Origin of the sequence: Haloplanus sp. CK5-1 (genome assembly GCF_037201915.1) — an archaeon.
Classification (GTDB): Archaea; Halobacteriota; Halobacteria; order Halobacteriales; family Haloferacaceae; genus Haloplanus; species Haloplanus salilacus.
This window is the reverse complement of sequence record NZ_CP147505.1, coordinates 2,517,674-2,540,836: the sequence shown is the minus strand read 5'-3', so window position 1 is coordinate 2,540,836 and position 23,163 is coordinate 2,517,674. Positions and strand designations below refer to the sequence as shown.

21 protein-coding genes, 1 tRNA gene and 1 pseudogene are annotated in these 23,163 nt (G+C 58.5%); 9 read left to right on the top strand and 14 right to left on the bottom strand.

Annotated elements, in window-relative coordinates; translation table 11 throughout:
• Window positions 1–34 precede the first annotated feature (34 nt).
• Window positions 35–424: a hypothetical protein gene (locus NBT81_RS13510; RefSeq protein WP_338739371.1), complete on the bottom strand. Its 390-nt coding sequence runs from the start codon at window positions 422–424 to the stop codon at window positions 35–37.
• 663 nt (window positions 425–1,087) lie between these two features.
• Window positions 1,088–1,300 carry a FaeA/PapI family transcriptional regulator gene (locus NBT81_RS13505; protein ID WP_338739369.1) on the bottom strand — a complete coding sequence of 71 codons (213 nt, stop codon included), beginning with the start codon at window positions 1,298–1,300 and terminating at the stop codon, window positions 1,088–1,090.
• Window positions 1,301–1,714: 414 nt separating this feature from the next.
• Here NBT81_RS13505 and NBT81_RS13500 point away from each other — a divergent pair, with 414 nt between their 5' ends.
• The 4 genes from NBT81_RS13500 (at window position 1,715) to NBT81_RS13485 (ending at window position 7,377) form a co-directional block, all read left to right on the top strand.
• Complete coding sequence (locus NBT81_RS13500; protein WP_338739367.1) at window positions 1,715–2,149, top strand: SWIM zinc finger family protein; 435 nt, start codon at window positions 1,715–1,717, stop codon at window positions 2,147–2,149.
• Window positions 2,146–2,292: a hypothetical protein gene (locus NBT81_RS13495; protein WP_338739365.1), complete on the top strand. Its 147-nt coding sequence runs from the start codon at window positions 2,146–2,148 to the stop codon at window positions 2,290–2,292. The genes NBT81_RS13500 and NBT81_RS13495 overlap by 4 nt, the downstream gene beginning before the upstream one ends.
• Window positions 2,293–2,739: 447 nt before the next feature.
• Complete coding sequence (locus tag NBT81_RS13490) at window positions 2,740–6,462, top strand: Eco57I restriction-modification methylase domain-containing protein (RefSeq protein WP_338739363.1); 3,723 nt, start codon at window positions 2,740–2,742, stop codon at window positions 6,460–6,462.
• A gap of 57 nt (window positions 6,463–6,519) precedes the next feature.
• Window positions 6,520–7,377: a GIY-YIG nuclease family protein gene (locus tag NBT81_RS13485; RefSeq protein ID WP_338739361.1), complete on the top strand. Its 858-nt coding sequence runs from the start codon at window positions 6,520–6,522 to the stop codon at window positions 7,375–7,377.
• Window positions 7,378–8,242: 865 nt separating this feature from the next.
• Here the strand turns inward: NBT81_RS13485 and NBT81_RS13480 are convergent.
• On the bottom strand, window positions 8,243–9,133 hold the full coding sequence (locus NBT81_RS13480) for a hypothetical protein (RefSeq protein ID WP_338739359.1): 891 nt from the start codon (window positions 9,131–9,133) through the stop codon (window positions 8,243–8,245).
• Window positions 9,134–9,273: 140 nt separating this feature from the next.
• On the opposite strand from NBT81_RS13480, the gene NBT81_RS13475 reads away from it, so the two are divergent.
• Complete coding sequence (locus tag NBT81_RS13475; RefSeq protein ID WP_338739357.1) at window positions 9,274–9,924, top strand: hypothetical protein; 651 nt, start codon at window positions 9,274–9,276, stop codon at window positions 9,922–9,924.
• A gap of 229 nt (window positions 9,925–10,153) precedes the next feature.
• Here the strand turns inward: NBT81_RS13475 and NBT81_RS13470 are convergent.
• The 4 genes from NBT81_RS13470 to NBT81_RS13455 form a co-directional block, all read right to left on the bottom strand.
• Window positions 10,154–10,228, bottom strand: a tRNA-Val gene (locus NBT81_RS13470).
• Window positions 10,229–10,270: 42 nt separating this feature from the next.
• Window positions 10,271–10,537, bottom strand: a complete 267-nt coding sequence (locus NBT81_RS13465; protein ID WP_338739355.1) for a DUF7553 family protein — start codon at window positions 10,535–10,537, stop codon at window positions 10,271–10,273.
• Window positions 10,538–10,743: 206 nt separating this feature from the next.
• Window positions 10,744–11,277 carry a cob(I)yrinic acid a,c-diamide adenosyltransferase gene (locus NBT81_RS13460; RefSeq protein WP_338739353.1) on the bottom strand — a complete coding sequence of 178 codons (534 nt, stop codon included), beginning with the start codon at window positions 11,275–11,277 and terminating at the stop codon, window positions 10,744–10,746.
• Window positions 11,274–11,513, bottom strand: a complete 240-nt coding sequence (locus NBT81_RS13455; protein ID WP_338739351.1) for a glutathione S-transferase N-terminal domain-containing protein — start codon at window positions 11,511–11,513, stop codon at window positions 11,274–11,276. The genes NBT81_RS13460 and NBT81_RS13455 overlap by 4 nt, the downstream gene beginning before the upstream one ends.
• 92 nt (window positions 11,514–11,605) lie before the next feature.
• Between NBT81_RS13455 and NBT81_RS13450 the strand changes: the two genes are divergently transcribed.
• On the top strand, window positions 11,606–12,244 hold the full coding sequence (locus NBT81_RS13450) for an IS6 family transposase (protein WP_338739136.1): 639 nt from the start codon (window positions 11,606–11,608) through the stop codon (window positions 12,242–12,244).
• A 55-nt stretch (window positions 12,245–12,299) separates the two neighbouring features.
• Window positions 12,300–13,121, top strand: coding sequence for an MOSC domain-containing protein (locus NBT81_RS13445; RefSeq protein ID WP_338739349.1), 822 nt, complete (start codon window positions 12,300–12,302; stop codon window positions 13,119–13,121).
• A gap of 54 nt (window positions 13,122–13,175) precedes the next feature.
• Here the strand turns inward: NBT81_RS13445 and NBT81_RS13440 are convergent, their stop codons facing one another.
• Entirely contained in the window at window positions 13,176–13,817 is a 642-nt protein-coding gene (locus NBT81_RS13440; RefSeq protein WP_338739347.1) for a hypothetical protein, read from the bottom strand.
• Window positions 13,818–14,040: 223 nt separating this feature from the next.
• Window positions 14,041–14,352, bottom strand: a pseudogene (locus NBT81_RS17390) (PD-(D/E)XK nuclease family protein); the annotation flags it as partial.
• Between the two features lie 223 nt (window positions 14,353–14,575).
• Here NBT81_RS17390 and NBT81_RS13430 point away from each other — a divergent pair.
• Complete coding sequence (locus NBT81_RS13430) at window positions 14,576–15,514, top strand: DUF6293 family protein (RefSeq protein ID WP_338739343.1); 939 nt, start codon at window positions 14,576–14,578, stop codon at window positions 15,512–15,514.
• On the opposite strand, the gene NBT81_RS13425 is transcribed toward NBT81_RS13430, so the two are convergent.
• Window positions 15,511–16,569: a hypothetical protein gene (locus tag NBT81_RS13425; protein ID WP_338739341.1), complete on the bottom strand. Its 1,059-nt coding sequence runs from the start codon at window positions 16,567–16,569 to the stop codon at window positions 15,511–15,513. The genes NBT81_RS13430 and NBT81_RS13425 overlap by 4 nt on opposite strands.
• 39 nt (window positions 16,570–16,608) lie before the next feature.
• On the bottom strand, window positions 16,609–17,367 hold the full coding sequence (locus NBT81_RS13420; RefSeq protein WP_338739339.1) for a CehA/McbA family metallohydrolase: 759 nt from the start codon (window positions 17,365–17,367) through the stop codon (window positions 16,609–16,611).
• Window positions 17,368–17,467: 100 nt separating this feature from the next.
• On the opposite strand from NBT81_RS13420, the gene NBT81_RS13415 reads away from it, so the two are divergent.
• Window positions 17,468–18,157, top strand: coding sequence for a hypothetical protein (locus NBT81_RS13415; RefSeq protein WP_338739337.1), 690 nt, complete (start codon window positions 17,468–17,470; stop codon window positions 18,155–18,157).
• A gap of 23 nt (window positions 18,158–18,180) precedes the next feature.
• On the opposite strand, the gene NBT81_RS13410 is transcribed toward NBT81_RS13415, so the two are convergent.
• From NBT81_RS13410 to NBT81_RS13400, 3 genes are read right to left on the bottom strand one after another with little or no spacing between them, the layout of a single operon-like run.
• Complete coding sequence (locus NBT81_RS13410) at window positions 18,181–19,092, bottom strand: dihydrodipicolinate synthase family protein (RefSeq protein WP_338739335.1); 912 nt, start codon at window positions 19,090–19,092, stop codon at window positions 18,181–18,183.
• 21 nt (window positions 19,093–19,113) lie between these two features.
• A complete protein-coding gene (locus NBT81_RS13405) occupies window positions 19,114–21,402 on the bottom strand; it encodes an RND family transporter (protein WP_338739333.1) in 2,289 nt (762 codons plus the stop codon).
• Between the two features lie 45 nt (window positions 21,403–21,447).
• Entirely contained in the window at window positions 21,448–23,076 is a 1,629-nt protein-coding gene (locus tag NBT81_RS13400) for a COG1361 S-layer family protein (RefSeq protein ID WP_338739331.1), read from the bottom strand.
• Between the last annotated feature and the right edge of the window lie 87 nt (window positions 23,077–23,163).

The window sequence follows — 23,163 nt, the reverse complement described above, 5'->3', positions numbered from 1 at the left end:
CCAATGTTAACCAGACGACAGAGACACGAATTGGCTACTCTACTTCTTTCATTTTCTGCATTTTATCTTCAAATCCCTCGTAGTGATCGTCAGCCACCGCATCATACTTTTGAGCGGCTTTGACCCCGATCTCTGCCAGTAAAATGTGGTGCATCATTTCGTGTGACAACAGACTCGCTGCCATCTCGGGAGTCACATCGCCCGTCTCTGACGCGATGAAAATAGTACTCCCACAAATAACATGCGCAGTATGTGATCCCATCACGTCGCGTTCTATCTTTTCATCCATGTTTGGGGAGGGGCGAATTTCACGGAGCTCATCAGGGCTGATAGTCTGGATAGACGGTTCTTTGCCTGACACTCTCATCTGAAGCTCTTCTTCAGCACTCATCTCCGAGGTCATTTTTGCCTCAGACTCACTCATTCGCCGACACCCCGAACTGGCCGCTCTCGTTCTGCGAATCGTACAGCATCCGCTCTGCGTGTAGGTATTCTGCTATCATTGGTTCTCAGACATCCCAGTTCTTTTCGTCGGGATGTACTACAGTATAGGGCTGATAGGTACTTAATATTAAGGATTTGATGATTGCCGAGTAGGAATATGAACCGGTTTCTTGTCCGGCGATTTTTTGCATCCGTATTTTCTAAGAGTGGCTATATTAGTGTTTATAAGACTTCTACCGCTTCATAAGAAAAATTATACTAAGGCGTGATGCTCTCCGGTTTGTCGGGTGTGGCAACCAATACGATAAGAATTTTGCCACTTCTTGAGGTGAGTTCATTGGCCCCTATCCTTGGGCTGCATAGGGTGTATCCTATATATGCATATAGCGCATATTTAGGACCATTAGCAGAATTCAGCATAATTCTCGATGGGGCCGCATTAACCTGACCGCATTTTGAGACGGGATGAAATTTGGGGGTAGCCGGTTTTCTTGACTCAAGATTTCGATCCATGTGAGTTGTTAACAACCGCATTTACCCTACCCCAGCGAGAGGTAAGTCCGCGAAAGGAGTGCGTTCTAATAATATACGGCTTCATTCCTATTCGTATAAAAATAAACTACCTGATGCAAAACACGCTTTCTTAACTTTCTACGAGCGCCCAGACTTGCGATGCGGCGATTTTTTTCCGCTTCACCTTTCCTTCATCAGCCAGTTTCTTGAGCCTCATATCAGCATTACGGCGCGTACAACCCACTTCATCAGCTACCTCGGAGGTTGATGCAGGCGTGTGTTTTGCAACTGCATCAAGGAAGTCAACGTCTGAATATTGGCGTCGAGGGTCTTCTTCGGTCATATCCGACGGTTCTCATCGGAGCGCAATAAGATTTCCCACAATAGGAAAGAACTAAGTTCCTTCCGTTTATAGGAAAAGATGAGAAGGAAGCCGTCCCTTCGGGGATTATCGTTCGGAAAATGCCCGCCTGTTGGAGCAGGCGGACGGTGGCCTTCTCAGGAGAGACAGGCCAATGCCAACTACGCAAGCCAGCGGACAAGAACTTGGCGAACAGCAAATCGACCGACTGCGACAACTACCGGGATTCCGTCTCGATTCAGGAGTTCCCTGCCTGTGCTCAATCGAGGCTATCACGACGAGCAAGCGACGGGGCTACTCCGATTCGCTCATCTTCACCCACCGATGTAGCGATTGTGGAAATGAGTTCACCATCTTCATCGAGGGCTAAAGATGTCGGAATTAGCCCCTTCCGAAGTGGTCGAACTACTCGACGCAAATACGATAGTCGAGAAGCGGGCACAGTGGGAAGGCTTCGAGTTCACGATTCTCGAAGGGAGTAATGTCGAAGTCGTGAATGGCTCGCACGACGAGCCTGAGGAACACACCTACACGGTTCACGTCGAGAGCGGGATTCCGTCTGATTGCACCTGTCCCGCCTTCGAGTATCAAGAAGGCGCGTGTAAACATTTGCTGGCAGTCGCTATCCGCAAGCCGGTTCTTGAAGCCGCGACTACCGAACCTGCAATGAGGGCAGATGGTGGCGTGACGGTCGAACCAGAGGAACCCAACCACCTCAACGAGCGACCCGACGACTGCGATTGTAGCCCTCTGTTCAAGGAGCTTCCCTGTTGGCCGTGTTACCGTGACGGCTTCGAGGAGCCGAACCCGAACGTGGGGGAAGACGAATGAGTCGCACTCGGTCGACCGATGGCAAGCAGTGTCCGAAGTGTGGCGACTCTCTCGAATATGGTGCGCTCCTCGATACAGTGACGGGTCAGCGAGGATGGGTCTGTGACGAGTGTAATGTCGTCTACTCCTCGCTGGAGGTGTAGACCGATGGCTCATACCAACCCTGCGAAGGCCCTCAACGGAGTTCGGTCGGGGCATATCTGCGACCAATGTAACAAGCGAATTCGGACTGGCGACCTCGTGCGAGCGTATGCGACTCACTACGACCGAGATGGGTGGGTACTCCGACGAGTGTGGTGCGATGAGTGTGGAGAGACGACTATCGGAGAAGAGACAGACGGAGCCGATGAGGTGATAGTCGAGGCGGTCTTCTGGAACAACCGTCTAATCTCGGTTGAGGAGCGAGACAGAGACTTGCCCAAGATGTAAGAAACCATCTTTACCACGGTGTCACGACAGTTCTCGAAAACACGCTACCATATCAACACGCAGATTTTCCTTTTCATCCAATCGATAGAAACCGTTGACACCAGTGACACACCATCGGTCCTGAGCAACTTTAAAAAGGATGGTGTAAGAATGAGGGTCTAATGAGTACGTCTGATTTGTCTTCAGAGGAACGTGCGAAACTCCACTCGATAGTGTCTGATTTACAGACAATCTTTGATAGGGACCAAATCGAACTTGACGAACTTCGAGACCTAAACTTGGAGAGTTCATTAGTCTTAGAGTATCTTGATGATTTGAGGAACGGTTCAGAACCTGAGCCAGCACTAAAAGATAAGCTTGTCACGAGCGCCTCAGTCTTGGCAAGGGCCATTTTTGGTCGAATGAGTCCAGAAATACGGATAGAGAACGGTATCGTGGATTATCGGCTCCAAGCTGATGGAATGCCTATTTTGCTTGAAATCAAACCGCCGTTTGAGGCCTACGAACGTGATGGAGATATTCAACGAATTGATAAGCGCCGTTTGAATTGGCGAAACCACCAAGAACAGATAGAGCGGTATAGAGGAGAAAATGAGTATCTCGTATTTACAAATTTAGATGAATGGGTCTTTTTCAGTAAACGGCAAAGTGAGCCTATAGCTGAATTACAATTTGATGAAGTATACGATGACCTTCAGACTATCGGGGAGCTCCGAGATTATCTGGAACGAGTGGAGGGGCGAGCAGAGCGAGGAGCGTTAGACGAATCTTTCTTTGAGGGCCTTGACTCGTGGCGAGAAAGCTTACACGAACTGGATTTCAAAGACAGTGTCTCGGAAAGAGAGCAAACTGAAGCAGTCATCACATTCATAAACAAGTTCATATTTATTCAGACACTGGACGACCATTTCGTTGTCAATTTTAATTGGATAGAGAAACGCTGGAACCAAATTACGCGAGATTGGGAACATATCGGTGGCGAGAAAGTCCTCGAAAAATTCCTCAGCGAAGTCAACGATTGGTATTTCGCATATTATGATACCGAACTATTCGATGAAGAGGAGATTGATTTCATAGAGCTTCTAGACGACGAGAAGGAGAATCTTGAGGAGTTTTACGAAATTCTGCCGCAAATACTCGGTCTTGAAGATTGGCAACAAACCTCCAGTCGAAAGGGAATTACAAACTTTAACTATCGACAAATTGACGAGGATATCTTCGGCAAGGCGTATGAGACCTCACTTGCCGAACGCAGGGAAGAAGAAGGTATCTACTACACAGAAAAAGAGGTGACTCGCTATATGGTTGAACAAACTGTGGGGGAAACCTTTGACGAGTATGTCTCCGACTTCCATACTGCGGTTGAAAATGAAGAGTTTGAGACCGCTAAGGAGACGCTGAAGGAGATGCAGTCACTCAAAGTTATTGACCCTGCCTGCGGGTCTGGCTCATTCTTGATTAAGGCATTTGATGTTATCTGGGAACGATATCGGAAAATAATCGACCAGCTTGAAGAAATAGAATATCTGGATTTCAACGGTTCGCTTGATATTTCACAGGAAGACCAAGAAAATGCCGCCAGTGTTCAAGAACTCCGAGATATTGTTGGATATAAAAATGACCGAGAGTTAGTGGCTAAAATCATTCTCCGTCATATCTTTGGGAATGATAAGGACGCTGATGCGTTAGCAGTTGCGAAAGTGAATATCTGGTTAGAAAGCATCAAAAAGGTACCAGAGGCATTCCGTTACAGCAATATTCCACGCGGGGGAGGCTACACTCTTCCCAATCTCGAATTAAATCTACAGAATGGTGACGCACTCGCTGGATTACCGGATGAGGATGCAATTGACAACTTGAACGAAGACCATACGAACACTCTTCAGAACTTATCCAGCCTGAGAAACGATTATGTCAGTGACCATACTCAGGAGGGAATTGCCGATGATATCCTTGATGAGCAGGATGACTTAAAAGAGGCACTTAATGAAGAGTTCGAGGATTATCTAATATCTGAGGACTTGTCGACAGATATTTTCGATGAAACAATTCCCCAACACTGGCCTGCCGCATTCTGGCATACCTACTTTACCGATGATGGGGAATTGCAGGAGAATACAGGATTTGATTTTGTAATTGGAAATCCGCCATATATCAACGCTATCGCTCGGAATAAGCACTTTGAAGAATGTGAACGTGACTTCTGGGAACACAAGTTCGACGAATCTGCCAGCGGAGCCTATGACGTATATTTACTGTTTCTCCAGCTTGGTTTTGACCTTGTCCAAGATGAGGGATATGTCTCGTATATTGTCCCGAACAAACACTTGGCCGCCCCCTACGCTCAGGGATTCCGTGAATACTTAATCGACAACGAGAACCACTTCGTGAGCCTCTCTGATGTTTCCCAACTCAACGTCTTTGATGACCCCAGTGTCTATCCGGTAATCCCGGTCTATCAAGCAAACAGTGCTCCAGATGATGCGGCGATAAGAGGTCATAGCCCGCCTACGAAAGACACTCTTGGCGATTCCGATTACGACCACGAGCACGAGTATGATTATTTGGATGAGCTTGATGAGAATATTTGGAGTTTCCTGCTATTGACTGACGACAGCGTTTTCTGGGATATTTATGAGAACTGTCAAATGCTCAAGAATGCGGGAACTGTCCAAGCATCAAGTACCGCGAGTGAAGCTGAAGAGTTCACCGTAGCTCTTTCCGAAGACGACCCAGACAACCACAAAAAGAAGTTCATCAAAACTGGTGCAATTGACCCGCTTCTCTCTTTCTGGGAGTTTGAGGAGATTAGACATCAAGGCGATGATTACGGCCAACCAGTTCTTGACACCACACACGACATTATCACCGATTTGCGCCGTGACCAATATCAGAAGGAGAAGCTGGTGTTTGCTAAGGTAGCGTCTACAATTGAGGCATATCCAGATGTTGATGGTTCATATTCCTCTGTTGACACTAACCTATTCTATGATGGCGACGAAAGTATGCTGTATTATGGTGGAATATTGAATAGTTATGTGGCTGATTTCTTGTATGCTGGTTTGTTCGGAGCCCTGCGTATGAGGGGAGGAGACTTCCAATTCCAAGCACCACAATTGAGGAATCTATCAATTCCGGATATAAACGGAGATGAGGACGAAATCGAAACTCTCGAAGAGACAGTTGGGGAGCTTCTGGACAGAAACCATCATAGAGAGTTACTTCTCAACATTTGGGAGGAAAAGAGTGAACTTCTTAGCGATGAGAACCGTTCCCTATCTACTATCCTCTCAAACGATAAAACGTATATCCAGAGCGGAAATCGGGACCAAGCGTGGACAGACTCGGTCACTTTCTACCCTGACACTGACCAAGATGAGCTAACAGAAGAATACCCAGAATTTTCGGCAGAGTCAAAGGGTACAAAAAGCGTTCTCGTCCACGGAGTTGATGACCAGTCAGAAACCGAGTTGTTTGAAGCAGAGTTCGACACTCGGCAACTGCGAGACCACGTCTTAGCCGCTATGAAGTTGACCCTATTCCGAACGCGGAAGAAAATTGAGTGCGTAGAGGATATCTTGGACAAGACAGAAATACCGGTTGTTCGACAAGACAGCGCCGAAAATACACGGAATGTAGTGGATGATATCGAAAGCAGTTTTGAATCCGATGCAGTAATGGAACATTCGGATGAGAATATTATATCATCTCTTGGAAAATTAGATGAGAAGATATCCTCATTATGGAATGAAACGAACGCGCTCGTAATGGAACTGTATTCTGTCAGCGATAGCGGGATTAGAGCGGTTCTGAACAACGTTGATGTCCGTGAAAGAGAGAAAAGAAATGTTATAGAGGCCTATCAGGAGCGTCAGGACGACTGAACCATCTTGACTGGTAATTAAACATCTATAGAAATGGGTATTTTCTCTGTCGACTGGATGAACCTCGACTGGTCTGAATGGAACCTACTCGATGCAGACTCATTCTCTAACGTTCCGAAAGAACCGGGACTGTACCGTATCTGTCACGGGAGCGAGAAACGTGACCACCTCGAATACATCGGTGAATCCGGCGATACCCGAAGACGAATCCAAAGCCTCGCAAGAGGTGTCCACGCAGAGGAGATGCCCTACCGAGACCCACATACGGCGGCTCCCTGTCTCTGGGCAGTTCGAGATGACGTTGGCTCTGCGCTCGAAGTCTCGCACACGATTCCTCCGAGAGCAGAGGACGAACAACATCGGAAGGGGATAGAAGCGGCTCTCATCGCCCTACACCGACGAGAGGTAGACCGTAGCCCGACAGCGAACTTCGGTCGTATCATCGACGGCTACAAGCAATCCTCCTACAGCTACAACGACCCTGCGTACAAGGGTGGCCGCCTCGAATCGGGCGAGGATGAACCTAATTCTGCAAGTGGTATCGCTCCTCCCAACTGGCAGAACTGGCGTACACCACTGGCCCGAGACTGGATGAATCTCGACTGGTCCGAGCCATACCGACTGGCACAACGTCTCGACGCCAATCCGCCCGATACGGGAGTCTATCGTATCTGGTACGAGGGGCAGGAATCGACCTTGGCGTACATCGGGGAATCCAGTAACATCTCCTCACGGCTCTACAATCACGAGCAAACCTTCGGTGAAGATGCGCTCTTCGCCTTCGCCGAACGGAGTGACCTCGACACCTCGCACAAGCGTAAAGAAATCGAGACGGACCTCATCGGAGCATACTACCTTGGGGTAGGGGAAGCGCCGCTCGCACAGTTCGGGCATACAGAGAACGTTCCCCCGTGACCGCTTGACCTTGGGAGAGGCACACGGACGGTCTTTTCCGAAGTCTCTAAGTTTGCGGAAGTATTGTATATGGTACTACCATATCGGGAAGTTTTGGAAGCTCTGTGCTTGTGCCAGAGATATGTATCGTTATTAGGTTTGCCATCTGATAATCTCAATATATCGGGATAGCTGGTAATGGTAAAAATAGGCGTTTCAGGCCTTATATCACGCATATTCCAATCCCTAAATATATGATATATGTCCAAATGATTTAAGTACTAATCTCCCTAATAGTAGTACGCATTCGCTTTCTCAAGAGCGGTGCATAACTTCAAATAGTGAGTCATAACTATGGCAAATAACGTAAATATCGAATACGACAGCCGACCGCAAAGCTGCGATGAGAAGTATGACACGTCAGGTACTATTAAGGAACTAAAAAGGCGACTCCGGCCACTCCTTCGGCAGACAGGCGAATTGGAGTTCGACCGTGAGGTAATAGATGAGCATAACGCCCTCCTCCGAGAACTGTACTACCGTGGTGTTGAGCTATCGCCGGTCTACCATCAGCCGACCCAGACGCTTCAACTGAACGAATCGCGGACGGAACCGACCCCACAACACGCGGAGGGCAAGCCTGTTACCACGGTTTAATTCTCAAAGGTAAGGTCTGAACAGCTCACCAGCGACGATTCGCACCACCCGATTTCTATGAAGTAACAGAACCGCTCTTCTCTCGAAGAAGCACGTAGGGGAGTTAGTTTTGCGGAAGTATTGCATATAGTATTCCAATATGGGAAACTTCCGCAACCTGTGCTTTCCATAATGGGTGAGCGGGGGTCGCTTTATATTCTTTCAAAATAGAAATCTATCAAAAAAGTGCCTATGATTCTGAATAAGTGTCTTTGATTTCTCCGTTAATTAGAAATTCGATAGTAAAATCACCGTTAGAAATACTTTCTGCCTCATTATCTGTTAAGTCATTAAAGCTTCCTAATCGAAAGTCTTCTGTTATACTATTTTCCGACTGAACTGTGATTTCTCGTTCATTGGTGAAACTGCTTTTTACTTCTCCATCAATTTTCATTCTAACAGTAAGTGTAGCTGTAGCTTCCTCCTCACCGGGATTTGAAACATCCACTACGGCTCCCATTGTTGTCCCTTGGGAGTACCCCTCACCGTCAACTTCAAGATTAGATGCAGGGTCAGAGATTAAGTCGCCTATTCCGAATCCATAGGCAGCAATACTGACAAGAGAAATTAGTGCGATAACTATGATACCATACTTTTTCAGTGTATTAGAAGACATGACGGTACTATCTTTATCATGATCAACTTTATTCTCCGAATTTTCTGTTGTGTATATGCTGTAACCAATATAAGTGATCGCTGCGGAAGCGGTAATTGCCAGATATACACCGACACCGAAATTAAGTGTAACCAAGTTAGCAAACAAATTCCCTTCCGTTTCGGTCTGATACTGACTGATACCATCTTGTAGATTCCACATAGCTGCAATAGTTAGTAAAGTAGCAGTAATACCGCCCCCAAGCCATACTTTCTCTCGGTGCTGGCCATCTTTATACAACCATGAACCAGCTATTAAAACGGATATAATGAGAATTATTGGACCAATATCCATATCAAATCCGATGACACGGATACTGATCAAACCAGACACCCTAATCCACGGAATAAATAGAGACGCTGCCAACAATACCGGCCAAATAAGTGCTCGATTTTCTGGACTCACTATCTCGTCAAATTCTGTCATTAGGACATAGCCATTTTATACACACATAATAGTTCCCCACAAAATAAAATACGATTGACTGAAACACTGGGTAGGCTCTTGGATTACCCGACCGAAGGTTTAGGAATTGGAGAGAAGCAAAGCTGGTACAAGGAGCGACTATGACGACAAAGAAAGATCTCTGGCAGGAGTGGGCTCAACAATACGTCGACACGGAGAATCCAACTCCTCTCTTCGAGACTGACGATAATCTCAATGCCCAGTTCAAGCACTACGGGAAAGATGACCGTCGAATCTTGAAACGAAGTGAGGAGATGGAGACTCTCGTCCGAGAGGAGGGACGAAAGGTCATCAATGACTGGGAGACGACTGACGACACCTACGACGGTCTGATCTACTTGATGTACTGGTTGGAGGATGGTTACGTCGTCCCTCTCTACGTGGGAAAGGCAGGCAAATACGGGAGAGATGGAGAGGGGCTAAGTGCGAATTTGAAGGGCCTTCGTCGAACGAGTACCGGAAAATTCGCCAGATGGGGAGACGGCCACTACTACCACATCGGGAATCTAAGTGCGATCATCTTTGACCACGACAAGAACCAGAAGCAGAAGTACGAGAAGTGGGCCGACCGGCTTTTCGAGGAAGGGAGGCAACTCCGACAACAGACGTACTTCTGGACGAAGGCGTGGCGAGAGGAAGATGTCGGCCTCTATCACGACTTCGAGGCTCCGCTCGAACAACTGGAGTACCAGATTATCGGATTAGTTTCCGACCTCTACCCCGAGCAATTGCTGAATGACGAAGGGGCGTGAGCGTTCACGCGGGGCGAGAAATCTTAACGACCTTTAACAGTCGGAACACTTAGTACCCTCACACGAGTATCTCCTTTTGGTACAATCGCTATACGTGGCTACGGTGAGGAGGAGCCAACAACTCGCGTGACTCCTTCTCCCCTCCCTGAAGTGGCTCTCACTGCGGGAACCACTGAATCAAGGCCTGAAGATGCGGCTTGCGGTCCTTTGCGAGCGTCAAGCGAGCAAGTGGGTTGGGGCGGATTCGAACCGCCGGCCTGCTCCGTGTGAAGGAGCCGTCATAACCGGGCTAGACCACCAACCCGCGCCGTGTGCGGGTACTTGCGACGGCGACTTAAGGATTGTCTTACTCCGACGAGTCGCCGCGGTACCGACGGAGTCGTTCGCGAGCGTCCGAGATTGCGGTCTTGGCCTCCCCCTCCGCCCGCTCCTCTAGGTCCCGCAAGTCGTCCTGCAGGTTCTGCAGCCGCGAAGGTTCGGGTTCGTCCTCCTCCGCCCCCGTGAACTCGCGGACCCGCTCTTCGAGCGGTTCGATCTCTTCCATGACGCCTTCCTTGGCGTGTTCGCCGGCACGACCGAGGTAGTACAGGGTGTCTTCGAAGTGTTTGTTCATATCTGACCGAATGCACAGGACGAATATAGCTCTTGTGGGCGGTCGCCGGTCTCGCGCCCGTGACAGCGGGACGACGGTACCACGTGCGAGCACCGGCGGCGGTGGCTGGGGAGCCGACCCCGAAAACGAGTCGTCGCGGCCGTCCCGGGCCCGTCGCAACCGCCAATCCCGACGGGTGTGCGGTGACACACACGCGATTCGGCGCGTCAGTACGTGGGTCGATCCGCCGGGACGCCGTCCCGCGCGTTGACGAGTCGCCCGAAGGTGAAGAGGGCGTCCGAGAGACGGTTCAAGTAGGCGATGGCCTCGGCGTTGACGGGATCGGTGCCGGCGAGGTCGACCGCCCGCCGTTCGGCCCGGCGGACCACGGTGCGGGCGTGGTGGAGGGCGGCGCCGGTGTCGCTCCCGCCCGGGAGGACGAACGAATCCAGCGGGTCGAGTTCCTCGTCGGCCTCGTCGATCCACGCTTCGAGTTCCTCGACGTGGTCCTCGCGGACGACAGGGTCGTCCTCGTCGGGCGCGGGGTTGGCGAAGTCGGCCTGCACGATGTGGAGGTGGTTCTGTACCCGTTCGAGGCGTTCGTCCACGTCGTCGTACCCCGTCGGTCGGATCGTGCCGATGAGCGCGTTGGCCTCGTCGACGGTGCCATACGCCTCGATCCGGGGACTGGTCTTGGAGACGCGGGACATGTCCCGCAGGTCGGTCATCCCCTCGTCACCGCGACCGGTGTAGATCTTCATGCGAGCGTCCGTTCGACGTACTGCAGGATGTTGTCGCTCTCGGCCATGGTGACCCCGTGGTCGTCGTCGACGAGTACCGGCACGCCGCGCTGACCGCTGACGCGCTTGACCTCGTTTCTGTCGGAGTGGAGCGCCTCGACCCACACCGTGTCGTAGTCGATTCCCGCCGCGTCGAGCGCGTCGTGGACCTTCTCACAGTACGGACAGCCGTCGAGCGCGTAGAGCGTGATAGCCATACCGCCGCTTGGGTCGCGGACGGCAAGTAGCTTGGCCCGTCGCGAACGGTCGCGTTAAGTTAGAGGATGAGGCGGACGAGTTCTGAGTGCTTATGCTAGAATTCGACCGCCTCAACGGATGTATCGAGTGGATCGACTTGTCGTTTGTGGAGCGAGAGCGGACTCCCGAGTGGGCGATTCAAGTGGGCATCCGGTGTCATCTCGCCGGTATGTCAACAAGGGATGCCAGTCAGTTTCTCGATGAGTTGGGAGTCAAACGTAGTCACGTCGCGGTTCACAACTGGGTGCACAAGGCCGATCTACAGCCGATGTCGACGGTGAGTGCGGATCAACTTGCGGTTGACGAGAAAGTGATCCGCATCAACGGCGACGACTACTGGCTGTACGGTGCCGTCGATCCTCAAACAAACGAAATCCTGCAGTTCAGGCTGTTTCCAGCGACGACGAAACAGACGACGCGATGGTTTCTGACCGAACTTCATCGACGATATCGGCTAGATGGCGTCGAATTTCTCGTCGATGACGCCGATTATCTAGTGAACGTCCTCGACGAAGACGGGTACCGATTCCAGATGATTTCACACGGGAATCGGAATGCCATCGAACGTGTCTTTTGGGAGATAGAACGACGAACCTCATCGTTCGCAACTAGTTTCAGCCATGTCGAACCGCAGACAGCAGAATCGTGGCTCAAAGCCCTCGCCGTCCGGCACAACTCACGCCAAAGTTAACGCGACCTCGCGAACGCACCAACGATTATGGGAGCGACGGGCGTAGCGGGGGCACATGGCCCACGTCGCACGACTCAGACGCTATCCGGTGAAGGGACTCGACGGGATGGAGGTCGAATCGGCGCGGATCTCCGAGTCGGGGACGGTCGTCGGCGACCGCGAGTTCGCCATGTGTGAGCCCACCGCCGGCCGGATCGAGACTGGCGATCAGATGCAGACGCTGGCCTACAACGGCAAGCAGACCGACCGGTTTCACGACCTGCGGACGGCGTTCGACGCGGGGACGCTGGCGGTCGACCCGAAAGCCGGCGGCGAGCGCCGGGAGTTCGACCTCTCGGCCGACGACGGCCGGGCGGCCGCAAGCGAGTGGTTCGGCGCGTTCGTCGGCGACGACGTGGAGGTCCGCCGGCACGAGCCGCCCGCGTTCGTCGACCGCCCCGACGCCGGCCCGTCGGTGATCAGCACCGCGACACTGGAGGCGGTGGCGTCGTGGTTCGACGACATGACCGTCGAGAGTGCGCGCCGTCGCCTCCGGGCCAACGTCGAGATTGGGGACGTCCCCGCGTTCTGGGAGGACCGCTTCGTCGGTCCGGACGCGCCGGGGTTCGTCGTCGGCGACGACGACCCGGTCCGGTTCGAGGGGTACGAACCCTGTTCGCGGTGTGTGGTCCCGAGTCGCGACCCGCAGACGGGCGACCCGCTGGACCGTTTTCGGGAGCGGTTCGTCGAGAAACGCGAGGAGACGTTCCCGGAGTGGGCCGACCCCGACGCGTTCGACCACTACTACACGGTGATGCTCATCTCGCAGGTGCCCGAGGGGTCGCGGGGGCGGACGCTTCGGGTCGGGGACGAGGTGACGGTGCCGGCGGACGACTGACTGTCGACACCTCGGGACGACACGAAGGCGCGTCGGGCGGCGAGACGAACGCGATCAGGTGTCGTCAAGGTTCGAGATGGCCGCTGCGAGCATCTCGTCGACGAGAGTGGCGACTTCGAGGTGCTCCTCGAAGGCGACGGCGAGCGTCTGAAAGTAGCTCTCGGGCAGCCCGGACTGGCCGAACTCGTAGGTCTTTCGCGTGTAGTTCGCCTTGTTTCCCAAGTTCGTGATGTCGTGTTCCGCCAGGAGCGGGTCGAGGTCGTCCTGCCACTCGGTGCTGTTGTAGACGCGGTTGAACTCGTCGCGGAGGTCGACACGGGTCGGGGACCGCAGGCGGTACGTGAGGGTCCCCTCGGCGAAGGACTCCTCGTTCCGGATCAGGTGGTTGAAGTGGAGTCGGAATCCGGTGCTCCCCTTCGTTTCGGTGTGATCGATCGTCGGACGTAGTGCCTCGTCGTCCAGATACCAACCGTCTCTGAACAGACAGCCGTACTCGCGGTAGTCTTCGTACCGGTAGTGCCACCCGTCCGTCCACAGTTCCCCGTCGACCTGCGCCAAGAACAGTTCGGGCCAGTCCTCTATCGCCTGCTTGCGGAGCGTCTCCGCGGCGTCGAACAGTTCGTCGATGTCGTCTTTGTACTCGCCGAGCAGTCGAACCTTCTCTTTCTGGGTCTTCGTGAAGTCGTCGTCGTCCATGTGTGTGACCGTAACGATGGTGTCGAGGAAGTCGATCAGTTGGCTGACGCTGCGTTGGGGATACCGGCCGTGGGACTGGGTCGAGGGCGGTCCGAAACGCCTCGACGACGTGCCGCCAGTACAGGTCTTCGAAGCGCTCGGCGCGGGAATCGGGCGCGAATCCCTTGGAGAGAAACACGTAGTACCGGCCGTCCTCGCGGTACGAACTCTTCTTTTCGGTCCCGATGTGTGGGTCGTCGACGTAGCGCCGAGTCTGTCGCCGCCCTTCGGTCGACTCGACCTTGGACTCGATACAGACGAACCACTTGCCGGGAACGCGAACGACGATGTCCGGCTGATTGTTTCGTTGGGACGACTGCACCTCCGTCTCGACCCTGACCGCCTCGATGTCGCGGTGGTAGTAGTCGATCTCCCGGCGCGTTTCCTCGCTCGCCTTGTCGAGGAACCGCTTGAGCAGGTCCGATCCGAAGCCGTGGGGTTGGGATGGGTCTAGGAAGTACGACAGCAGCGTGTTCCACCGGCGTTCCGAGCGCATCGAGCCGAGGATCCGAAGCGTCGGTTTGGGTGGCTCCGTCACCTCCGGCAGCGCTTCGAGCGACGTCCGGAGTTCGCGGAGCCGATCCGCCAGTTCGTCACTCGTCGCCATGACGGACACCACCGACGGGGATGGTATAAAACGTCGCTCCGGTCCCGGCCTCGGCTGCAGTGCCCGACCGCGAGACTGGAGGTTTTTATAAATAGCCTCGCTACGCCAGTGTATGCAGACCCACATCGTCCCGGTCGGCTTCGACTACGACCGGCTGATCGCGCCGCTGATCCGCGACCAGTTCGACGTGGACCGCGTGATCTTACTGGAGGGTGCGGTCGGGAGCGAGGCCAACGTGGAGTACTCCCGTGACCTCTCGGCGAAACTCGAACAGGACTTCCGGAACCTGCTCGGGGCGGAGACCCGCCGGATCGTCATCGAGGACGTCTACGACTACGACGCCGCCTTCGAGGACGCCTACGACCTCATCAACGACCAACTCGACGAGGGCGCGCCCGACGGCGAGGTGTGGGTCAACGTGAGTTCGATGCCCCGGCCGGTGAGTTTCGCCTTCGCCACCGCCGCCCACTCCATCACGCTCGAACGGCAGGCCGACCGGGACCGCATCCACACCTACTACACCGCCCCCGAGAAGTACCTGGAGACGGAACTCGCCGAGGAGTTGCGCGCCAACCGGGAACTGCTTTCGGACGTCCTCGACGGCAACGGCGACGGCGACGGCGACGAGGTGGCGGACGAGCGCGTCCGAGAGCGACTGGAGGGCACCGCCGAACTCTTAGACGAGTTCGACGAACGCGGGACCACCATCGGTGCGAAGCGGATCGACGGCAACCACATCGTCGAACTGCCGGTCGCCTCCTTCTCGAACGTCAAACCGTTCGAGGAGGTGATCCTGTTCGAACTCGGCGAGCGGGGCGAGTTCGATTCCGTCTCCGAACTCGCGGAGGCGCTCGCCGCCGAACTCGGCGAGGAGTACACCGACAGCTTCCGGTCGAAGGTGATCTACAACGTCGACCGCCTCGGCCCCGGCGGGAAGGGGTACGTCGAACAGGAGGAACACGGCAAGTCCTACCGGACGCGCCTCTCGCGGATCGGCGAACTCTGGGTGCGTGCCCACGCCGACGGCGACGACGCACCGGACGCGGACTAGAAGTCGAGGCCCCCGGCCGTCGGGTCGGGGCGGAGCGGGCTCCCCGGTAGGTCGTCGGGCAGGTCGGGGAGGTTGTAGCCGCCGGGGGCGACGTCGTTGGGCGCGTCGGGGTAGAACGTCGCGGCCAGCGTCTGGATGTGGTCCCGGCCCACGCCGAGCTCGAACTGGCCGCCGCCGTAGCAGACGACGTCGTTCTCGCGGGCGTACTCGAGCGTCTCGAGCAGCGACTCGACGGTTCCGAAGCGGGATGGTTTGACGTTGAGCCACCGGGGGCGATACGGCAGGTCACGGACGCTCTCGACACCCGTGATCGGGGCGTCCCACGAGAGACGGTCCCGCGCCTCCTCGACGATCGGTCGCGTCGCATCGGTGAGCGCCGGGTCCTCGATCACCGCGTCCGGGAACGCCCCCAGCACGCGATCGTAGAGATCGGGATCCGGCTTCTGGTCCACCGTCGTCCCGACGTAGTGGCCCTTCAAGTCGAGCACTCGCACCGCCCCCGTGTCGGCGAGGGGGTCGACGACGTCGTCGGTCCAGTCGCTCGTCGGGTCGAGTTTCAGCCCCAGATCGGGGTGGCAGTCGAGGATCGAGTCGACCCGGTCGGTCGTCGGTGGGTCGCCGAGACGGGTACTGGCGACGAACGCGACCGGATCCCGGTCGCGTCCGAGGGCGTCGGCGAAGCCGACGCCGGCCTGTTTCAGCGCCAGATCCAAGCCGGCACTCTCCAACGCCCAGCGCCGGTAGTGGTGGGCGGAGGGCTGTTCCGGCGGTTTCGTCGGGAAGAGGTCGAGGTCGTCGAGCGCCGTCGAGAACTCGTCGAACGTCCACGTCCCGGCGAGGACGTCGTCGAAGTGGTCGTCGGGCACCGTCGCGAGTGCGTCGTGATCGGCAGCGTCGTAAGTCACGTCCTCGCCGCGGCCGACGGCGCCGTCGCCGTGGAGTTCGAAGACGGTGGTCACGCGGGTGAAGTCGCTCGACGTCTCGCGTTCGTGGCGAGTACGGGCGGTCGCGTCGACCGAGAGGGTGCGGTCGGCGAGGCGATCGTACGCGGGCATACGGGTACCAGACCGGCCACGGGCATAACGGTGTGGCCGTCAGCGGGAGGCGGCGTCGGACAGCAACTGCGCGCCACGGGTCAGTCCGGATCGCCCCTTCAGCGCGCCGACCTTCGCGTAGTAGCCGCTCTTGCGCGCCGATCCGACGGCGTAGTGGCGCGCCGAGGTCAACACCGGCTGTCGCCGCCCCCGCATCCGCGTCGCGCCGCTCCGGACGGCGTCGAGCACTCGATCGCCGTCGAGGGACGCCCGGTCGGCGTCGTCGATGACGAATTCCGTGTACGCCCGGCCGACGTGGGGGACCGAGTGGGCGTCGCTGGCGGCGACCCCAGGATAGTCGCCCTCGGCAGCGAACCGCCGCGCCCGCCGGTTCCGGTAGCCGGTGAACAGCCACGAGTTGAACACCTCGATGGCGTCGCAGTCGACGAGGTGTCGCCGGGGCACCCCGTGCCGGCTCCGCTGGAACGGATGGGGGACGACCGCGATGCCGCCGTGGTCGCGAATCCACTCGACGGTCTCTTCGAGGCCGGTCCGTCGGGGCGGCATCTCCTCGACTCCGATGGCGAGCAGGTGGCCGACGGCAGTCGACACCTCGACGCCGGGAATACCGAACAGGCCGTACTCGGGGGCGAGTTCGGCCGCGCGGAGCGACTCGTGGATCACGTCGTGGTCGGTGACGACGATGCCGTCGAGACCGATCTCCGCCGCCTGCTCCAGCAGCAACTCGACGGGGTCGTGGCCGTCGTATGAGGCCTCGGAGTGGACGTGTGGATCGATCCGGATCGTCGTCTGGCTCACGGTTCCCGTTCGCGGGGCGGAAGGATAAGCCTCGTGGCTCGAGGGTCGCTCGCCCGCTCCGGCACAAACCATTTGCTGTCGAAGGCGACATGCCGTGACGATGTCCGACTCCACCGACGCCGATCCGCCACGACGATGGGTCGAAGCGTTCTACGACAGCGAGCGAGAGGTGCGAAGCGTCCTCGACGACGTCCGGGAGGCGCACCTCCTCGGCGAGTACGACGAGGTGCGGGACCGACTCCGGGCGCTGGCCGAGGCCGAAACCGGCATCTTCCAACTGGTGGCGCTCACCGTCCTCGACCTCGAGGGGTTCTACGACGATCTCGACGACCAGTACGACGACGGGGAGTCACCCCCGACCGAGGAGTTGCGGGCGCTGGGGGACGAGTACGGCCGCCTCGCCGACGATCTGGAACTGGTGTTCACCGAACGCGTCAACGGTCTCCAGAACCCGATGCCGGCGCTCAAGTGCGGCTTTGGCTACTCGAACTCGACGAACCTGCCGCGCCTCGACTACGACCTGTACTCGGGCGACGTGGCGCTCTGTGAGTTCGTCCACCCGCCCTCCCAGTCGCTCCGACTCGCCCGGAGCATCGTCGCGAGCACGGGCGAGTTGCTCCGACGGGTCGAGGAGAACGACGACACCATCGCCGAGGCCGAACGCGAGCGCCTCGCTGCCGTCTGTCGGAGCCTCCGCGAGGACGTGGCGGAGGTCGACGAGTTCGTCGCGGACGACGAGGTGGCCGAGGCCGATCCCTCCGACGTGTACGACGACTGGTCTTTCTACTGATCGGGAGTGGGCAGACCCCGTGCTCACTCGGTGACGGCGTCGAGCGTGTCGTCGAGGACCGACCGTACCGCGGCGAGGGCGTCGTCGTCGAGTTCGACCAGGGGCGGGCGGACTTCGTCGTCGTCGATGACACCGCGTTCGACCAGCGCCGCCTTCGTCGCCGGGGCGAACCCGTGGTCGAGCGACACGTCGAACACCGGACCGATGTGGTCGACCTGCAGGTCCCGCGCTCGCGCCACGTCGTCGGCCGCCGCCGCGTCGATGGTGTCCTCGATGAGGCCGGGCAGGTAGTTCGCGACGGCGTTGATGCCGCCGGTCGCCCCCATCGACACCGCGGGCGCGAGTTGGCTGTCGAACCCCTGGAACAGGTGGAAGTCGTCGCCCGTCCGTCGGACGACCTCGAGGAGGTGAGTCAGGTCGCCGCTGGTGTCTTTCATCCCGGCGAGGTCGGGGTGGTCGGCGACGGCGTCGACCAGGTCGGCGTCGATCGACTGCCCGACACACGAGGGGATGTTGTAGAGGACGACCGGCAGCGCCGTCTCCTCGAGCACCGCGCGGACGAACCGCTCGTTGCCGGCGGGGTCGTTCGCGCCGTGGAAGTACGGCAGGACGACGAGGACGGCGTCCGCGCCGCAGTCGGCCGCGATGTCGATCCGGTCGAGGGTACCGGCGACGCTCGTGTCCGCGGCCCCCGGGAGGACCGGCGCGCCGTCGGCGGCCTCGACGCTCGTCCGGACGACCGTCTCGTACTCCTCGTCGGTCAGACTGGCAAACTCGCCGGTCGTCCCGCAGGGGATCAGACCGTCGGCGCCGTTCTCGAGGACGAACTCGGCGAGGTCGGCGACCGCGTCGGCGTCGACCGACCCGTTCGAGAAGGGCGTGACCGTCGGGACGAGGCTGGTACCGTACTCCGAATCGGCGGGTGCCGTGGGCATATCCGGCGTCTCGGTGCGCGGTTAGTTATGCGTTCCCCTCTCGTCCACAGGGGTCGCCGCCCAGAACGGCGTCGGCAGCCGGTCGACCAGTCCGTCGAGGACGATCAGCGTCGGCGGCAGCGTCGCGAGCGCGGCCACCAGCGTCAGGAAGATGACGCCGACAGTGAGGTAGCCGAAGTCGGCGAGAATGGGGAACGGCGAGAGCGTCAGCGCCGAGAAGCCGAAGACGGTGGTCATCCCGGACACCGAGATGGCCTTGCCGACCCGCGTGGCCGCCGTCTCGACGGCGTCGAGTCTGCCCACGCCCGCGAGTCCCTTCTCCTCGTAGTAGCGCTCCATCACGATGATGGTGTACTCGGCCCCGATCCCGACGCTCATGGCCCCCAGCGACGCCCCGAGTGGCGAGACGGAGATGTTCAGGGCAGCCATGTAGAGGTTCTGCCACCCGATGACGAACACCATCGGGATCAGCGGCGCGACCGCCTTCGTCAGCCGTCGGTAGTAGGCGAGCAGGAGGCCGAACACAAACAGGACGCCCAGTCCCGTCGTCACGTTCCGGTTCTCGATCTGCTCGACGATCGACGGCGGGGAGATGGCTGCCGTGCCGGTGAGCGTCGCCTGGACGCCCGGCGGCGGGTTGCTGAACGTGATCGCCTTGTCGACGTTCGTGATGAACGACAGCGTCTGGTCGGTCGTCATGTCCTCGGCCCCGACGACGGTGATGTGGGCGTAGCCGTCGTTGTAGTAGTTCGCGCGCTCCTCCTCGGGCACGTCCTCGAGGACGCGTTCGACGCCCGCCCGTGTCTCGGGGATCTCGCCGCCGTTGTGTTCGGCGACGAGCGTCGCCGGCGAGTCTACCCCCTGGACCAGGGGCGCACCGACGGCGACGTGTTCGAACCGCTCCATCCAGTGTAACACCTCGGGGTGTGTGAGGTCGCTCCCGAGGACGATCACGTCGAACTGGACGGCGCTCCCGCCGCCGGTCTGGGCACGGAACTGCTGGAGGTCGACGTACGCCGGCAGGTCCTGCGGGACGAACTCCTCGGTGTCCGCGAGCGTCTCCAGTTCGGTGCCCGCCTGGAACCCCGCGCCCATCAGGAGTATCGCGACGACCAGCACGATCCCCGGGTTGGCCGCGAGCGTCCGGGCACTCCGCCCGAGCATCCGCCCGAAGACCCCGATACGCTCCGACTCGTCGGGGTCGGGCGTCGGCCCCCCGTTTCCGTCACCGCCGTCCGTCCGGCTATCGCCGTCCGTCCCGCCACTTCGCCCCCGCCACCGCGCGTACAGCGTCAGTGTCGGGAGCAAGATCAGGATCGCCGCGAGGAAGGTGAGCAGGACGCCGAAGATCGAGGTCTGAGCGAACCAGACGAACGCGGGCGTGCCCTGTGTCGAGATCCACGTCGCGCCGAAGCCGAGCGCCGCGGCGAGCATCGCCACGAACACCGGCGGGCCGATCCCCGACAGCGCCCGCGGCAACGCCTCGCGTGGCGGCGCGGCCTCCAACTCCTCCTCGTAGCGCTCGTGGAACTGGACGGAGTAGTCGATGCCGAGACCGATCAGAATGGGGAAGACGGAACTCGTCAGCGTCGAGTTGGGGACGCCGGCGTAGCCGATGGCGCCGAACGTGTACAGGACGCCGGTAAAGACCGCGACGATCGGCAGGAGTCGCAGTCGGACGCCCCGAAACAGGAAAAAGAGGGCGACGATCATCAGCCCGACCGCGAGCCCGAGCAGTTGGTTCGTGCTCTGCTGGATCAGTTCCGACAGCTGTGCGGAGAAGGCCGCCGATCCGGTGACGATCACGTCGACGCCGGCGGGGAAGCGCGCCCACTCCTCGGCCCCCGTCGCCTCCTCGTAGATCGGCCGCTCTTCGGGCTGTGTCAGCCCCGGTTCGAAGGTCACCCGAATGAACGCGGTGTCCGGATCACCGATCGCTCGCTCGATCTTCGCCCGAGAGTCGGGGATCCGACCGTACTCCGCGCGGACGCGATCGGCGGGACTCGACACGTAGGCCACGTCGTCGACCTGGGACATCCGATCGTCGAACCGGTCGATCGCCCGGATCGTCGCCGGATCGCTCACCTCACCCCGGACCAACACGGAGATCGATCCCCGGTCGAACGTCTCGTCGAACGTCTCCAGGGTCGGGTTCTCGCCGGTGAACGCCTGATCGCCCGTGACGCTCGTGATCTGGGCGGCCCCGCCGAAGGCGGCGACGAGGAGGATCACAGCGACCAGGAGCGTCGCGGCTGGGTGGGCCTGCACCTCGTGGCCGACGCCGCCGAAGAGGTCACTGAGTCGTCCCACGTCAGACCCCTCCGTCGGCGTCCGAGTCCGCCTCCGTCTCCTCTCTCATCGTCCGCGGTACCAGAGCCCACCCACGATGACGACGAGCAGTGCCACGCCGCCGACGATCGGGAGGACCGGCGGCCCGCCCTCGGTCTCGTTCACCGACACGCCGATCGGCATCCCGTCCGTGAACTTCGTGTCCCCGTCGGCCTCGTCGTACCGCACTTCGATCGACGCGTCGTACTGTTTGGGGATGGCGTCGCTCGTCGCGCTGATCCGGAAGGAAGCGGTCACCGTCTCGCCCGATTCCATCCGACCGAGGAACGCCCCGTCGTCGGAGGTCGACAGCGGATCGCTGGTGAACAGCCTGGCGTTGGTCGCCGAGATGGGGTCGTCGCCGACGTATCGCACGTCGGCGGTGAGCCGTGCCGTGCCGCCGGGCGTCACCGTCGTCGAGACGTTCCCCACCTCGAATCGGTCGCGTGACTCGTCGATCGTCGCCCGCTTCCGAATCGGGTTCGACGCCATCTGCACGTCGCCGTCGGCGTTCTCGTACTCCACGTCGAAGGTGAAGGAGTTGGTCCCCGGTTCGGCGTCACCCGCGATGGCCACGGTGAACGTGACCGGGGCCGACTCGCCCGGATCGAGGGTGCCGACCGCCGACTCGCCGTTCGTCGGCGTCACCGGCCCGGCGTCGCGCATCCTGACGACCACGTTCCGGGCCGGTGCCGGTCCCGTGTTGACGATTCGCCCCGACACCGTCGCCTCGGACTCGTCGACCCGGAAGTCCCGCGTCGTCAGGTCCTCGACGACGAAACTCCGCTCGGGTTTGACGACGACGCCCGCCGTCAGAGTGTCCGACCGCTTGGCGACGTCGTTTCGGTCGCGGTAGGAGACGACGGCGTCGACGGGGTACTCGCCCGGCGAGAGGTCGGTGTCGGCCCCCACCTGTACCGACACCCGTCGCGTCTCGCCCGGTGCGAGCGAGCGGACGAACACGCCGGTGGTCGCCGACGGCGCGTCGGCGTTACCGAAGAACAGCCCCGACGCCCGCGACTCCAACTGGACCGTCGCGTTCCGCGCCGTCTGACTCCCCGTGTTCTCGACGGTGAACGCGAGCGATCCGGTGTCGCCGGCGAGCAGTTCGTTCGACCCCTCCGAGACCACGTCGAACTCCGCGCGCTCCTCGATTCGGATCGTCAGATCGACCGTCCGCTCCTCCTCCAACCATACGTAATCGATCTGGGCCGGGCCGGTGCTCGTCTCGTCGTAGAGCACCGCTCGCGCGTGTCGGTACGTGATCTCGACGGGGACGGTGTACCGCCCCGGTTCGGCGTCGCCGATATCCAGATCGAAGCCGAACTGGGCCGTCCCGCCGGGGCCGATGCTCCCGGCCGTGACCGTCCCCGTCTTCACGTCTATCGGGGCGTTTATTCGCCCCTCTTCGACCCGCATCTGGACGCTCCGGGCCGTCTGGACCTGCTCCTCGAACCGCCCCGGGCCGCCGTCCTCGATGTTGCCGTCGTTGGTCACGGCGACCGTGAGTCGTGCCTCCTCGTTCGACTGGAAGGTCTCGTCGGCGACGCTGGCGCTCAACACCGGATTCCCCGAGACAAGACTCGACGCGACTGCGGGAACGACCGGCGCGACCAACAGCAGGCCGACGACGAACAGAATCGTGATCCGCTTCATGATCTCACCTGCGGTCGGCCGATGATAACGATGACGATCCGATAAGTCAAACTACAACTTCGTTGAACGTTCTTTCGATTTATACTC

Bases quoted from the DNA above. Each gene is read 5' to 3' on its own strand.
- NBT81_RS13440 (WP_338739347.1), bottom strand. From the start codon at position 13,817: ATGGACGACGACGACTTCACGAAGACCCAGAAAGAGAAGGTTCGACTG.
- NBT81_RS13495 (WP_338739365.1), top strand. From the start codon at position 2,146: ATGAGTCGCACTCGGTCGACCGATGGCAAGCAGTGTCCGAAGTGTGGC.
- NBT81_RS13445 (WP_338739349.1), top strand. From the start codon at position 12,300: ATGGCCCACGTCGCACGACTCAGACGCTATCCGGTGAAGGGACTCGAC.
- NBT81_RS13430 (WP_338739343.1), top strand. From the start codon at position 14,576: ATGCAGACCCACATCGTCCCGGTCGGCTTCGACTACGACCGGCTGATC.
- NBT81_RS13460 (WP_338739353.1), bottom strand. From the start codon at position 11,277: ATGAAGATCTACACCGGTCGCGGTGACGAGGGGATGACCGACCTGCGG.
- NBT81_RS13455 (WP_338739351.1), bottom strand. From the start codon at position 11,513: ATGGCTATCACGCTCTACGCGCTCGACGGCTGTCCGTACTGTGAGAAG.
- NBT81_RS13415 (WP_338739337.1), top strand. From the start codon at position 17,468: ATGTCCGACTCCACCGACGCCGATCCGCCACGACGATGGGTCGAAGCG.
- NBT81_RS13400 (WP_338739331.1), bottom strand. From the start codon at position 23,076: ATGAAGCGGATCACGATTCTGTTCGTCGTCGGCCTGCTGTTGGTCGCG.
- NBT81_RS13450 (WP_338739136.1), top strand. From the start codon at position 11,606: ATGCTAGAATTCGACCGCCTCAACGGATGTATCGAGTGGATCGACTTG.
- NBT81_RS13505 (WP_338739369.1), bottom strand. From the start codon at position 1,300: ATGACCGAAGAAGACCCTCGACGCCAATATTCAGACGTTGACTTCCTT.
- NBT81_RS13510 (WP_338739371.1), bottom strand. From the start codon at position 424: ATGAGTGAGTCTGAGGCAAAAATGACCTCGGAGATGAGTGCTGAAGAA.
- NBT81_RS13465 (WP_338739355.1), bottom strand. From the start codon at position 10,537: ATGAACAAACACTTCGAAGACACCCTGTACTACCTCGGTCGTGCCGGC.
- NBT81_RS13480 (WP_338739359.1), bottom strand. From the start codon at position 9,133: ATGACAGAATTTGACGAGATAGTGAGTCCAGAAAATCGAGCACTTATT.
- NBT81_RS13410 (WP_338739335.1), bottom strand. From the start codon at position 19,092: ATGCCCACGGCACCCGCCGATTCGGAGTACGGTACCAGCCTCGTCCCG.
- NBT81_RS13485 (WP_338739361.1), top strand. From the start codon at position 6,520: ATGAACCTCGACTGGTCTGAATGGAACCTACTCGATGCAGACTCATTC.
- NBT81_RS13425 (WP_338739341.1), bottom strand. From the start codon at position 16,569: ATGCCCGCGTACGATCGCCTCGCCGACCGCACCCTCTCGGTCGACGCG.
- NBT81_RS13475 (WP_338739357.1), top strand. From the start codon at position 9,274: ATGACGACAAAGAAAGATCTCTGGCAGGAGTGGGCTCAACAATACGTC.
- NBT81_RS13490 (WP_338739363.1), top strand. From the start codon at position 2,740: ATGAGTACGTCTGATTTGTCTTCAGAGGAACGTGCGAAACTCCACTCG.